16 protein-coding genes are annotated in these 12,199 nt (G+C 55.3%); 14 read left to right on the plus strand and 2 right to left on the minus strand.

From position 1 onward, the window contains the following. The first annotated feature begins 22 nt into the window (after positions 1-22). From CGS25_RS10675 to CGS25_RS10685, 3 genes are all read left to right on the plus strand, one after another. Positions 23-1,888: a hypothetical protein gene (locus tag CGS25_RS10675; RefSeq protein ID WP_157933807.1), complete on the plus strand. Its 1,866-nt coding sequence runs from the start codon at positions 23-25 to the stop codon at positions 1,886-1,888. A 122-nt stretch (positions 1,889-2,010) separates the two neighbouring features. Further along, positions 2,011-2,304, plus strand: a complete 294-nt coding sequence (locus tag CGS25_RS10680) for a SymE family type I addiction module toxin (protein WP_101675441.1) — start codon at positions 2,011-2,013, stop codon at positions 2,302-2,304. A gap of 120 nt (positions 2,305-2,424) precedes the next feature. Beyond that, entirely contained in the window at positions 2,425-3,177 is a 753-nt protein-coding gene (locus CGS25_RS10685; protein WP_101675442.1) for a DUF5131 family protein, read from the plus strand. On the opposite strand, the gene tcmP is transcribed toward CGS25_RS10685, so the two are convergent. Beyond that, positions 3,158-3,964 carry a three-Cys-motif partner protein TcmP gene (gene tcmP, locus CGS25_RS10690; protein ID WP_157933808.1) on the minus strand — a complete coding sequence of 269 codons (807 nt, stop codon included), beginning with the start codon at positions 3,962-3,964 and terminating at the stop codon, positions 3,158-3,160. The genes CGS25_RS10685 and tcmP overlap by 20 nt on opposite strands. 621 nt (positions 3,965-4,585) lie before the next feature. Here tcmP and CGS25_RS19220 point away from each other — a divergent pair. The 11 genes from CGS25_RS19220 (at position 4,586) to CGS25_RS10745 (ending at position 10,506) form a co-directional block, all read left to right on the plus strand. Further along, positions 4,586-4,813 (plus strand): hypothetical protein, encoded by a 228-nt coding sequence (locus tag CGS25_RS19220; RefSeq protein WP_101675444.1) that lies wholly within the window; start codon positions 4,586-4,588, stop codon positions 4,811-4,813. Positions 4,814-5,239: 426 nt separating this feature from the next. Then, a complete protein-coding gene (locus tag CGS25_RS10700) occupies positions 5,240-5,659 on the plus strand; it encodes a very short patch repair endonuclease (RefSeq protein ID WP_232802360.1) in 420 nt (139 codons plus the stop codon). 10 nt (positions 5,660-5,669) lie between these two features. Beyond that, positions 5,670-6,884 (plus strand): DNA cytosine methyltransferase, encoded by a 1,215-nt coding sequence (locus CGS25_RS10705; protein ID WP_101675445.1) that lies wholly within the window; start codon positions 5,670-5,672, stop codon positions 6,882-6,884. Beyond that, positions 6,881-7,531, plus strand: coding sequence for an Eco29kI family restriction endonuclease (locus tag CGS25_RS10710; RefSeq protein ID WP_101675446.1), 651 nt, complete (start codon positions 6,881-6,883; stop codon positions 7,529-7,531). Before CGS25_RS10705 ends, CGS25_RS10710 begins: the two co-directional genes overlap by 4 nt. 211 nt (positions 7,532-7,742) lie before the next feature. Beyond that, complete coding sequence (locus tag CGS25_RS10715; protein WP_101675447.1) at positions 7,743-8,201, plus strand: DUF488 domain-containing protein; 459 nt, start codon at positions 7,743-7,745, stop codon at positions 8,199-8,201. Positions 8,202-8,346: 145 nt separating this feature from the next. Next, entirely contained in the window at positions 8,347-8,583 is a 237-nt protein-coding gene (locus CGS25_RS10720) for a hypothetical protein (protein WP_101675448.1), read from the plus strand. A gap of 5 nt (positions 8,584-8,588) precedes the next feature. After that, entirely contained in the window at positions 8,589-8,849 is a 261-nt protein-coding gene (locus CGS25_RS10725; protein ID WP_101675449.1) for a HigA family addiction module antitoxin, read from the plus strand. Continuing rightward, complete coding sequence (locus CGS25_RS10730) at positions 8,830-9,135, plus strand: nucleotidyltransferase family protein (protein WP_232802361.1); 306 nt, start codon at positions 8,830-8,832, stop codon at positions 9,133-9,135. The genes CGS25_RS10725 and CGS25_RS10730 overlap by 20 nt, the downstream gene beginning before the upstream one ends. A gap of 121 nt (positions 9,136-9,256) precedes the next feature. Further along, on the plus strand, positions 9,257-9,478 hold the full coding sequence (locus CGS25_RS10735; protein WP_232802362.1) for a HigA family addiction module antitoxin: 222 nt from the start codon (positions 9,257-9,259) through the stop codon (positions 9,476-9,478). A gap of 142 nt (positions 9,479-9,620) precedes the next feature. Beyond that, complete coding sequence (locus tag CGS25_RS10740; RefSeq protein ID WP_101675450.1) at positions 9,621-10,283, plus strand: nucleotidyltransferase domain-containing protein; 663 nt, start codon at positions 9,621-9,623, stop codon at positions 10,281-10,283. Continuing rightward, the gene (locus CGS25_RS10745) at positions 10,231-10,506 is read left to right on the plus strand and encodes a hypothetical protein (protein WP_101675451.1); all 276 of its coding nucleotides are present in this window, start codon (positions 10,231-10,233) and stop codon (positions 10,504-10,506) included. Before CGS25_RS10740 ends, CGS25_RS10745 begins: the two co-directional genes overlap by 53 nt. Positions 10,507-10,554: 48 nt before the next feature. Here CGS25_RS10745 and CGS25_RS10750 read toward each other — a convergent pair whose 3' ends face one another. Further along, positions 10,555-12,144: a Fic family protein gene (locus CGS25_RS10750; protein ID WP_101675452.1), complete on the minus strand. Its 1,590-nt coding sequence runs from the start codon at positions 12,142-12,144 to the stop codon at positions 10,555-10,557. Between the last annotated feature and the right edge of the window lie 55 nt (positions 12,145-12,199).

Here is a 12,199-nt window from a genome sequence, read left to right on the forward strand (position 1 = left end):
GATGGTTATAAAGAGATTTGTCGTGAGCAAGTCGGGTGGGTTTGTTTACAATGAAGAGTTCCATGAAGGCGTGAATATTATTAGGGGTGATAACGGAACTGGCAAGTCCACGGTCATGGATCTCCTTAATTACTCCTTGGGTGCGGTCGTTAATGAGTGGACCGACGAGCAAAGGGTGTGCGATTGGGTGCTTTCGGAGGTGGAAATAAACGGTGAGCCATATTGCCTCAAAAGAGATATATCAGAGTCCGGTCAAGAGAAGATGCTTATTCGAGAAGGAAGATTTAGTGGTGTCCTTGGCGAGACAGATGGTTGGTACTCTTACCCTTATAAAAGAAGTAAAGACAAAGTAAGTTTTTCGGAACGTATTTTTGAATTGTTGGGGCTGCCTCGTCATAAGACGGATGAGGAAAAAAACCTAACAATGCACCAAATACTTAGGCTGATGTATGTGGATCAGTTGTCGTCAATCACTAAGTTGCTCAAAGAAGATAATACCTATGATAACCCTATATATAGGCGTGCAATCGGTGAGTACCTTCTCGGCATAGATGATCTTGAGGCTCATAACGTAAGGCAGGACTTAATACAAGCAAACCGTGAATTTGATAAGGTGAACGCCGAGCTTTCGGCGATATACCGATTTTTCGGAAATGAAGCTTCCTCCATAAACATGCAGGCTCTTGATGGTAAGATCGGTGAAATATCAAAAGAAGTGGATGAGATTCTAGAAAAAATTCGCGATATCCGCACTGGTAAAGATGCAGATCTTGCGCCTGAGTTGGCCGGACACTTGGAAAAGCTGGTTTCGATAATTGATAAGCTTTCCGAAGAAAAACAAGGGATAGACGAAAGTCTTCACTCTTTACGCACGGAGCTTGTAGATACCGAACTATTCCTCCGGTCTTTGAAGGACCGGAAAAGAGCACTAAGCAGCTCAAAAACGACTTATTTTTTAATGGGCGGAGTCCAGTTCCAGTATTGCCCAGTGTGTTTGCAGCCGCTTGCCGAACATGCTGAAGAAGAAGTCTGCCACCTTTGTAAGCAAGAGCACGATTCGGAAAATCGTGATTTCGGCTATATAAGTATGCTGAACGAGATAGATTTTCAAATAAAAGAAAGTTTTTCTCTTATAGAAAGGTTTAAATCAGAGATTGAGCGGCTTTCTGCAGCGGTTCCTTTAATAAATCGAAAGCTTGAGGAGGCAAAGGTTGAATATAACAGCATGCTCTCCTCAGTAAACGATAGAGAAGCTTTGATTTCGGAGCTTTCATCTAAAGTTGGTTTTTGTCGTAGTCAAATGGTGGCTCTTGAAGATCGTAAAGCAGATGTTATTAAAGTGGAAAATCTTCGAAATAGAAAAATAGAAGCCAACTCGGAAATAAGTCGAATACAAGACCTTCTTGATCAATTGGTGAATAAGCAGAAGCAACGCTTTATGGATGTTAACTCTCGCATTGAGGAAAGAGCAAAAAAGCTGCTGTCCGAAGATGATGGGTACGAACAAGATTTTGATAGTGCAGATGAGGTCGCTTTTGATTTCGCTAAAGATAAAATGTTTGTTAACAATAAAGGTAAGTTTTCCGCTAGCTCGATGGTTATTTTGAAAAACTGTGTTCGGTTAGCTATATTCCTAGAAACCGTTGATGACAAAGAAGCTAGACTCCCCAGCTTGTTGCTTATGGATAATATTGAGGATAAAGGGATGAGGGAGGAGAGGAGCCAAAATTTTCAGCATCTCATCATGCGCGAGTGTCAAAGTATTCGAGCGGCTTACCAGTTGATATTTACTACGTCGATGATTGCGCCTGATCTTGATGGTACTTCCTATTGTGTCGGCCCATATTATAAAAAAGGAATGCATACGTTGAATTTTAACAATAGCTAGGGGCGGGCTTTCCTCTTCGGAGTTGACGTTTTTGCGGTGTGTGCATTAGAGTAAAAGCACTGCCTCCGGGTGCGGCAACACCCGAAGACAGCTAACCACAACAGACTGATACGGAGTCCATCATGGCTGAACGGAATCATAAGCCACGCGCCCGCGTGGGTAAAAGCGAAACCCGCAAATCCAACCGCGATTTCCCCTACACCCGGCACCTCAAAGTGCATCCCGGGCAATATTACCAATCCTTCGATCCCGTCCGCGTCCATCGCCTCAAACAACCCAGGCCGCCCGTACCCTGGGTACACGTCAAAGGCTATTGGCTTGCGGAAGCCGGCTTCGACGTCGGCACGTCCCTGCAGGTTGAGGTCAGCGAGGGGCGCCTTGTGATCTCCGCCGCCCCGGAGCCTTCCGGCGCCTGATCGCCGCCCGTGCCGCCGCTTTGCCGGGCGGCGGTATTATCCGCCTTTTTCACATGGTGCAACGGTGTTGCGAGGCGTGTAATCTGCGCCCCAGGGTCGCGCAGTACAGGAAGGCATAAAGTGAGCACTTACTCGGACATAGAATGGACTGAACAGACCTGGAACCCCGTCACCGGCTGCACTAAGGTCTCCCCCGGCTGTAAGCACTGCTACGCCGAGGTCATGGCACGTCGCCTCAAGGCGATGAACGCCGCCGGCTATGAAGACGGGTTCGCCCTGCGGCTGATGCCGGAGCGTCTCGAGCAGCCGCTGCGCCGGCGTAAGCCTACCGTGTATTTTGTTAACTCCATGAGCGATCTCTTCCATGAGGGCGTTCCCGACCAGTACATTGATCGGGTCATGGAGGTCATCAGTGAGACTCCGCAGCATACCTACCAGATTTTGACCAAGCGCGCGGAGCGTATTCGCGACTATTACTCCAGCCGCCCGGTGCCGCCGAATGTGTGGCTGGGCGTATCGGTGGAGGACCGTAAGTACGGCCTGCCTCGGATTCCCTACCTTAGAAGCGTCGCTGCAAAGGTTAGGTTCTTATCCGTGGAACCATTGCTGGAGGACCTTGGTGAGTTCGATCTGAGCGGTATCGATTGGGTGATTGTTGGCGGCGAGTCCGGCTACAAGGCCCGGCCCATGAAGATGGAATGGGTGCGAAATGTTCAAGCGGAATGCGACGCCGCGCAAGTTCCTTTCTTCTTCAAGCAGTGGGGCGTTTGGGGTGAGGACGGCGTCAAACGAAGTAAAAAGGCAAACGGCCGCCTCTTGGACGGTCGGTTGTACGAAGAATACCCCAGAATTCCTATTTCAGAGATTTCCTGATCGCTGCGGAGAGGTTCCGGGCCAGTCCCTGGGCAGCAGGGCTAGAGTTTGAGACGCCGAAATAGAGAAGAAACAATAAGCGGCCGCGCTGATCCAGATGGAATGGATCGTCAACGAAAGGGAAGAGCCGCCGTAGGTGTGTCGTGACGAAATCGACGACTTTTTTGTAGTCCTGCCGCCGAACCTCCTCCCTGTGCTCACCAAAGAGATCCATGGTGAGCGGTTGTTCCTCGTACAGCTCTCTCCAATCCGAAGTTCCCAGCATGCGCTCGATCGCGCTGCCCCACTCGTCACGGGGCCCGTTTCTGGGTGTGATCCTGAGCAGCGTCGATATCGGGAAAAGAAGCCAAAGGTCCACTTTCTCGGTATTCCTGATGGCTTTGAGGGTCGACCACTCGAGTTCCGAGCTGTAGGGATCGAGGAAAACGATGGCCCGATCCATCGGGCGCATGTCGTGGCAGAAGTGCTGCACGAAAACATTGGCGTCTTCTTGGGTTACATTGACCTTCTTGTCGGGGTGCTGCGCCGCCAATTCTCTCAAGGCTTTGACGTGGTGAGGATTGGTGTCGTTGAAATGGTAGTGGTCAAAAGGCTTTTTGCACTCAAGGGCGCGCGTTGCCGACCCCTTTAACGTCTCGATCTCCTTGATGAGAGAATGAGTGGGGTCATCCTCACCATCCCGCTGCCCAGTCCCCGCGAAAGCATCCACATAGTGAAAGTTGAATTTTTGATTCTTCATGGCGGTTGTATAGATATCCAGGTACTTCTCCAGGGTGTCCAGTTTCACTCTTGTCCAATCGCCGCCGAAGCTATGCCTTGTCATGGCTTATTGTCCCCCATCCGTGAGTAGATTTTCCTTCATTATCTATGATCTCGACCTTTCAGCAAGGCGGCTGTAAATAGATTTGAGATTTATCAAAGTGAGCGTTCACTGACCTATATCAGAACCGAGTCTCGGCTTTGTGGTCCAATCGAGGGCCACGCCAAGTAAATAGGTAGGTTCATGATATTCAGAACTATTGATGAAATCGTGCGCCCTATAGAAAAACACGATGAGAAATCGTATATGGCGCGCTTGGCTTATGATCGGGATAGACATGCGTTGTCTTGGCAATATAGAGACCGTCGGAGCTTTTTAAAGCCAAATGCGAGATGCCCGGCTTGCGGCCAGTTGGTTTGGTTCTATAAATCTCCTGACGATGGTCGAGTCTATTTTGATGAAATTGGCCCGCCTTGGCCTAAACATCCATGTACGGATAGTCGGTCTGACAAGGATTGTTATCGGAAAGTATCCGGTCGAACGTTCTTGGAAAATGCCAAGAGGTCAAGGAGGCGATATCACAACGCTAAGAATATAAGATGGTATAGCGCCGGATGGCGCCCAGCCTTTGGCTTTGCCTGCGTCCACATGTCCAAGGAGCGAATCGATTTAAAGGTTTCTTTCAATAGTGCCGGAGGGAATCCTCTTGTGCTATCGATCCGTGGCGAGGATGTTGCCGGCGTTTGGGGAGATATAGCCGATGGTGTCGAGGCAATGAGAAGAGGGCTGTTATTTTTGACGGTGGAAGGGGGAAGAGTATTCCTGGCGGGGATGGACAGCAATCTCAATGAGTACCGCTTTGAGGCTATGAGATGATCGAAGGAGGCCACTCGATAGTAGCCGTGCAGTAGTTGCCATGCAGTGAGGCTTATTGCCTGGCAGACTACCAAGTCCCAGGCAACTGTTCCCCGCCCTACCCCCTCAAAGTCTTCCAGTGGACAGAAATCAATCCTTGGATTCCGTACATACGCGCCGTCTCTGGCTATCGAAGCCATCTAATGCCGTGTGCCGTCGCGCTAGGACCAGGGCATTTCCGGCATCCTAGATTCGTTCCGCGCCACGACGGTCCCCGGAAAACGCCTCCGGGGTAACCGATGGAGCTTCGATCGGTTAGTGCCGAGCCACTTGCGCGAACAACTGTCCTTATGTACAGTTTTTTGGGTGTCCGCGCCGAGGGTGCCCAGCGGGCCCATCTCTACTATCATGGCGACCAGCATTGAGCCGCCATCCCAGAGAGAGCCCGTGTCGGACACCCTTTCGCCCAAGGCCCGCAGCGAGCGCATGTCGCGCGTGAAGGCCAAGGATACGAAACCCGAGATGAAGTTGCGGCGCTTGGTGCATGGCCTCGGGTTCCGGTACCGGCTTCACCGCCGCGACCTGCCAGGGACGCCGGACTTGGTGTTTCCCCGCCGAAGGGCAGTGATCTTCATGCACGGCTGCTTTTGGCATCGTCATCCCGGCTGCAGCCTGACCCGGATGCCGAAGTCTCGGGTGGCGTTCTGGCGGACCAAGCTGGAGGCCAACCGCGAGCGGGATTTGCGGCATCAGCAGGCGCTGGCCGGGCTGGGCTGGCGGGTGCTGGTCGTTTGGGAGTGCGAATTGCGAGATTTGGACGCCGTGGCCCGCGAGGTCGAGGCTTTTCTAACCCAAGAAGAAGCGTGAGAGGGAACCAGTGAAATCAGTGGAGCTTTTCGCGGGCGCTGGCGGCTTGGCCTTGGGCGCCTCACTGGCGGGTTTCGAGCCAATGGCGGTGGTGGAGTGGGACCGGTGGGCCTGCGACACCATTCGCGAGAATCAAAAGCGTGGCTACCCGGTGGTCAAGGAGTGGCCGGTCTGGCAAGGCGACGTGCGCGCTTTTGATTGGTCGTCCATTCCCGAGGATATCGATCTCCTGGCTGGCGGGCCGCCCTGCCAACCCTTCTCCATGGGCGGTAAGCACAAGGCTTTCGGCGACAAACGAGACATGTTCCCCGCCACCGCCGAAGTGGTGCGCCGGCTCAAGCCCAAGGCGTTCATCGTGGAGAACGTGCGGGGGCTGTTGCGGCCCGCCTTCAGCAATTACTTTGAGTACATCAAGCTCCAGTTGGAATTTCCCGAAGCGTGCCGAAAGTCCGGCGAGGATTGGATCGCCCATTTCAAACGTCTGCAGCGGGAAAAGACCTCCGGCGCGCTGCATCGCACGGGCCTGACGTATAACATCGTCACCAACCTGGTGAACGCCGCGGATTACGGCATCCCACAGAAGCGGGAGCGCGTGTTCATCGTGGGTTTCCGTTCCGACCTGGACATTCGCTGGAACATTCCGGACCTGACCCACAGCCACGATGCACTGCTGTATTCCCAGTGGGTGTCCGGCGAGTATTGGGATCGGCATGGCATCTCTACGCGCAAGCGCCCCTCTGTCCCGGCGAATCTGGAGAACCGGGTCAAGAGGCTGAGTTCATCGCTGCCGCTGGCGTCGCTGAAACCGTGGCGCACGGTCCGCGACGCTCTCCAGGGCATTCCCGATCCGCGCAAGCGCAAGCCGCATGATTTCTTCAATCATCGCCACCAGCCCGGCGCCAAGGTTTACCCCGGCCATACCGGCAGCCCCCTGGATCTCCCCGCCAAGACGCTCAAGGCCGGCGACCATGGCGTGCCCGGGGGCGAGAACATGATGATTCTTGACAATGGCGAGCCCAGATATTTTAGTGTTCGCGAATCCGCCCGGATTCAGACCTTCCCGGACGGCTTCGTTTTTCATGGCTCATGGACCGAGACCATGCGGCAATTGGGGAACGCCGTGCCCGTCGCGTTGGCTCGAACCATCGCGGCATCCGTTGGAGAACAACTCATGGAACGACGGATACAGCTGGAGGCACGCGCCCGACAACAAGGCGTTGCATGAGCGATAAAAAGAGTTCCGTCGTACCCTTCAATCCTCTCGACAAACGGCATCTCGGCGAGAGCGTGGGCCAAGCCATGCTCCGCCAGCCCGTGTTCCCTCTGGAAGAGCTCGAAGCCTTCCAAGGCGCCGGAATCTATGCCATTTACTACACGGGAGACTTCGAGGGCTACGAGGTCATCGCCGAAGCGAATCGCGATGATGCTTTTCGAGCTCCGATTTACGTGGGTAAGGCCGTGCCGTCGGGTGCACGGAAAGGCGGCGATCTGGAAGCCAAGCCGGGCAGGGTGTTGTTCAATCGCATCAAGCAGCACCTTAAGAGCGTTCGCGAGGCCGAAAACCTGGATTCCAAGGACTTTCACTGCCGCTATCTGATCGTCGACGACATTTGGATTCCGCTCGGCGAATCGCTCCTCATCGCCAAGTTCAACCCGATCTGGAATAAACTGATCGATGGGTTTGGCAACCATGATCCCGGCAAGGGGCGCCACAAGGGAATGCGGCCCAGATGGGACGTGCTCCATCCCGGTAGAGCGTGGGCTGAGAAATGCGAGCCCCGCTCGGAAAGTTCTTCCCAAATCACGTCCGAGATCAAGGACTACCTGAAGAACAACCCGCCCAGCACGGACAATGTACTGATAACGAGTTAAGGATCGTCTTTTGCTCGTTCTTCCATGAGCGGGATTCAGCATTAATTCGTGGCAGCAATAGGTGCCGATACTTCCCCCGCTCAGACCCAGGCAGGGCGGTATGCCTCCGGCATGGCCTGGTGCTACATCGCTCATGGCTTGAGCATGGGGACAATTGCCCGCGAAGAGGCAAATGGCCACGCAAGTTCCCTTCGTTTCATAGGTAGCCGCCATGCTGATTCACACCGCCGGTTACGAAGGAGTCGATATCGAGACGTTTGTCGGGCTTCTTCTTGATGCGAACGTCGATCAGGTTATCGATGTGCGCCAATATCCTATCTCCCGTAAGCGAGGCTTCTCCAAAACAGCGCTTTCGAAATGCTTGGCCGGCGCGGGTATCGACTATTGTCATCTTCGAGAATTGGGCTGCCCCAAGCCGATACGGGAACGGTACAAGCAGGATGGAAACTGGGTTAGCTATGAGAAGGATTTTCTGAGGTACATCGATACTCAGACCGAAGCCCTGCAGCGGATGGTCGCGAAGTCCAGCGCTAGTCGTTCCTGTCTGATCTGCTTTGAGGCGGACGCTGCTTTCTGCCATCGCCGTTTGGTCGCCGAAGCCAGCCGGAAACTGCAGCCGTGCATTGTGATTAATCACCTTTTGGTCAAGAAGTCCGCTGGCGCTCTTTAGGCGAGCGCGGAGCGCTCAATCGGCTATCTCGTGGATGCCAACAGAACATTAAAAATTCGAATCTGCCTGGCTGTTGCGTTCGTTCATCATGAGAGCGAAATTCATGATCCGGTGATGGAAGAGAAAGCCTGGTCAGAGGAGCGAGATGTCGGATCCAAAGCGTCGCTTGATAGCCATTGTTGAGGCCCAGCCTGAAGAATCCAGCTATGAAGATATCATGAAAGCGCTACTCGCGGCGGGGCCCGGTGCGCCACTCCATGAGGATAGCGATCCTGCCGCCCGGCCGGCTCGGCTGGGATTTCTCCAAGGTCGGATTGCGTTGCCTGAAGAATGGCCTGACGGCAAAGAAAGCGATGCATTCTACCGATCCGAGAAGGAATAGGCGTTATGGCCAATGTATTGAGAGCCCCGGCGCACCCGGCCACCAGCGTTGGCGTGATGCTCGAAGAAGAGTTTCTTGAGCCTCTAGGCATTACCCAAGATGGGCTGGCCAAGGCGATGGGTGTGACCTCGGAAACGGTAAAAGAGCTCTGTAGCAATCGCCGCCGCGTAACCGTCGAGACGGCGACCTTGCTTGCCGAGGTGTTGGGCACCACGCCAGCTTTCTGGTTGAATTTACAACGTCTCAATGATGGCCACGGTGGTTGACCGCGCCGAAACGCTAAAAGCCCTGCGTGCCCATTGGTCTTTCCTGGTCCGTGAATTCGACGTCAGGTCGTTGGCGCTCTTCGGCTCGGTGGCCCGGGACGAAGCCAGTGCGGACAGCGACGTGGATATTCTAGTGATCTTCGACGGGCCAGCCACGTCCGCCCGCTATTTCGGTTTGCAATTCTATCTCAAGGATTTGCTGGGGCGTCCCGTGGATCTGGTGACGGACAAGGCGCTACGTCCGGAGCTCAGGCCCTATGTTGAAGCTGAAGCCGTTTATGTTTGAAGGGAGCCGGGATGCCGCTCTGGATGACTGACTGTTAATTTTCCGGCCAATTTACTGCAAGAAGGTCGATTTCCGGCCGTTTTACTGCATTCCCGGTCAAATTACTGAATCTTGGAGGCTTATGACTCGCATCGCACCCGTGACGCCCGGTGAGCTGCTTCTCGAGGAATTCCTCAAGCCCCTGGGTATCACCAAATATCGTCTTGCTAAAGAGATCGGCGTGCCGGCGCAGCGCATCGGCGATATCGTCGCCGGTAAGCGCGTCATCACCGCGGATATTTCGGCCTGTCCCGTGACTATTGGCTGCGGGCCCAGGTGGAGCATGATGCAGAGGCGGCCGTGAGCTGATGGCCATTCGTCCTTGGAGTGACCGGGAAGGCGTTTGACCGGTGGTCCAGACCGAATACCCATTTTAGGGTTTCGGGAGAGTTCAATATGGGTTTTCCTATATGAGGGTACTCATACTGGGTCTATAGTTACCCATTATGGGTATAAATCACGGTACCGAAACCAATCCCGGTCGCCTCTCCCTGGCCGACGCCTTGTTCTCCAGCACCCAGCAGCGGGTGCTGGGGCTGCTGTTCGGCCAGCCGGAGCGGAGCTTCTTCGGCGCCGAGGTGATCGGCCTGCTGGGCATGGGGTCCGGCGGGGTGCAGCGGGAGCTGAAGAAGCTGGCCGATAGCGGGTTGGTGCGGGTGTTTCGGGTGGGCAATCAGAAGCACTATCAGGCAAATCCTGAGTCGCCGATCCATGCCGAGCTGGTGGGGCTGATTCGCAAGACCGTGGGGCTGGTGGAGCCGCTGCGACAGGCGCTGGCGGCCTCTCCGGAGGCCATTGAACTGGCGTTGGTCTACGGCTCGGTGGCTAAGGGCGGGGCCACGGCGGCGAGCGATATTGACCTGCTGCTGGTGTCCGATACTCTGACTCTTGAATCGGCCTACGGGATGCTGGCCGATGTGGAGAGCGCCTTGGGGCGGCCGATCAACCCGACGTTGTACACCAACGCGGAGTTCGAAAAGCGGTTGAGGAACGGCAACCCGTTCCTGAGCAAGGTGCTTTCGGGGGACACCATACTGTTGCAAGGACGCTTACCCGATGACTTCCAACCCTCTGGAGAATCTGGCCCGCACCGGCCAGCTCAAACCTGAACCGCCGGTCGAGACGGAACTGAGCGGTCTGTTCCTTTCCGGGCAGCGCCGGCTGGCCGATGCCGAGCGGGAAAGCCTGAGCCTGGAAAGCCGCTTCGATCTCGCCTACAACGCGGCTCACGCCCTGGCGCTTACGGCCCTTCGCCTGCAGGTGGCAGATCAGCCGTACATGCTTCCGCAGCGCACGGCTTGCTTCCGGATTGAACTGTCAAGGATTGCTTGACAGTTGTTGGTAGGTGGACAGTCTGGGGCTCATGCCGTTACCCGCAGTTCACTCGGAATTCATAGAGAAGGCTTCTCGAACAAGTTTTTCTGCCTCCGCAATCTCCTCCTCTGTCATCCAATCAAAATGGCTTTTGCGCTTATTGGCTGAAAGCAGTCCGTCATTCTGCCGCACGACCCGCACAAACAGTTCCAGGCTGTGGTCCGGCCAGTCCAGCAACCCGTTCAATGCCCGGCAGGCGCGATCGAAGCCCAGTAGGAAGTCGATTTCCTCTTGAAGGTCGTGCTCGACGGTGCGCTCCAGGGCCCGGTAGAGGAATTCTGTTTGTCGGGTGAGGTCGGGGTAGCGGAAATAAACGGTGTCGTTGCCGACGGCCGGGATGTCTGGCGTGTCCGGGTTGTAGTCGGTGAACCGATTCAGGGGCCTGGAGAAGTGCTCCAGCGTCTCGATGTAGTCATCCAGGTTGGCCAGGATCACCGCTGATACTGGCAGGACGATGCCGCGCGGGGTAAACCCGGCTTTGGCCAGGGTATCGTGAATCAGGTAGCGGTGGATGCGGCCGTTGCCATCCATGAAGGGATGAATGTAGACGAAACCAAAGGCGATGCAGGCGGCGGCGATCACCGGGTCCATGGGCGGAACATACACTTCAAAGCGCTGGTTGACGAAGTCCGCGACTAGCGAGGGGCTCTTATCGTTTTTCTCTTGGTCCCGCACCTCTTCCAGGTCGTCGCTCAGGTTTGAGGACATTGTGAGCAACCCGTCCATCAGCTTCTGGAGGTCTTCCGGTCTGGCGGGTACGAAATCGATTTGCTGGCGATGGCCAAGATCCTTGCCAATCCAGTTTTGTCGGTGCCGCCAGGTGAACTCGTGAAAGCGGGGATCAATCACGGTGTTTTGCAGCTCGACCAGCCTTTCTTCGGTGAGCGGTTCGTGGGCATCCGCCTGTCTCAGCATGTCCGCGAAACGCTGTGCCTTCTTGGGGCTCGGCTTTTCCCGCTCCACCTCGAACGAGGACTGGGTCTCCTTGAGATACAGAAACGCGGCCGCGCGCCTTAGCAGGTCTTCGTCATACCGGGCCAGGGTCTCGAAGGTGCTCTTGCGGAGATCCTTGCGGACCATGTCATTCAGGTAATCCGTGCGCCTGACCAGGGGGCAGAACGAAGGCGGCCCGGCGAGGTTGTTGGTGACCCGGAATCGTTTGCTGCGCTCGCCATGTTCCCAGACGAAGTGATGCGCGGGATCGACAGCCAGGACGTACCGGGCCCGTGATGGGACCGGATCTTCGATGGGAAGTTGCTGCCCGGTCAACCATTCAAACAGGAAGCAGGCTCTCCGGGCGTATTGGGACTGGGGGCTGTCGAGGAGCCACTTAACCAGTTCCTCGGGGCCCGTTTTTGCGAAGAGCAGGGAAAGGACCTGCAGGTTGACTCCCTCATAGCGAAGCGCAAACTGGATTTGTCCCGCCAATGTCTCGCCGGGGTCGTAGTTCGGCTCAAAGCGGTGGACGACCTGCCCCCCTTGCTGGGTGCTTTGTCGCCCGCCGCGGATATTGCTGACATACGCACACTCATCCAGTGGCAGTGCGCGCAGGACATAGTGTTGGATCAGCCATTGGTAGCCGAGCGGTGTGGACATAGAGCCCTCTTCAGTAAATTGGCCGGTTTTGCAGTAGAATAGCCGGGAATAGGGG

Origin of the sequence: Alloalcanivorax mobilis, assembly GCF_002864685.1 — a bacterium.
Taxonomy (GTDB): domain Bacteria; phylum Pseudomonadota; class Gammaproteobacteria; order Pseudomonadales; family Alcanivoracaceae; genus Alloalcanivorax; species Alloalcanivorax mobilis.

Excerpts from the sequence above, each read along its gene's own strand:
- CGS25_RS10680 (WP_101675441.1), top strand. The coding sequence starts at position 2,011 with ATGGCTGAACGGAATCATAAGCCACGCGCCCGCGTGGGTAAAAGCGAA.
- CGS25_RS19220 (WP_101675444.1), top strand. The coding sequence starts at position 4,586 with ATGTCCAAGGAGCGAATCGATTTAAAGGTTTCTTTCAATAGTGCCGGA.
- CGS25_RS10710 (WP_101675446.1), top strand. The coding sequence starts at position 6,881 with ATGAGCGATAAAAAGAGTTCCGTCGTACCCTTCAATCCTCTCGACAAA.
- CGS25_RS10715 (WP_101675447.1), top strand. The coding sequence starts at position 7,743 with ATGCTGATTCACACCGCCGGTTACGAAGGAGTCGATATCGAGACGTTT.
- CGS25_RS10720 (WP_101675448.1), top strand. The coding sequence starts at position 8,347 with ATGTCGGATCCAAAGCGTCGCTTGATAGCCATTGTTGAGGCCCAGCCT.
- CGS25_RS10725 (WP_101675449.1), top strand. The coding sequence starts at position 8,589 with ATGGCCAATGTATTGAGAGCCCCGGCGCACCCGGCCACCAGCGTTGGC.
- CGS25_RS10730 (WP_232802361.1), top strand. The coding sequence starts at position 8,830 with ATGATGGCCACGGTGGTTGACCGCGCCGAAACGCTAAAAGCCCTGCGT.
- CGS25_RS10735 (WP_232802362.1), top strand. The coding sequence starts at position 9,257 with ATGACTCGCATCGCACCCGTGACGCCCGGTGAGCTGCTTCTCGAGGAA.
- CGS25_RS10740 (WP_101675450.1), top strand. The coding sequence starts at position 9,621 with ATGGGTATAAATCACGGTACCGAAACCAATCCCGGTCGCCTCTCCCTG.
- CGS25_RS10745 (WP_101675451.1), top strand. The coding sequence starts at position 10,231 with ATGACTTCCAACCCTCTGGAGAATCTGGCCCGCACCGGCCAGCTCAAA.
- CGS25_RS10750 (WP_101675452.1), bottom strand. The coding sequence starts at position 12,144 with ATGTCCACACCGCTCGGCTACCAATGGCTGATCCAACACTATGTCCTG.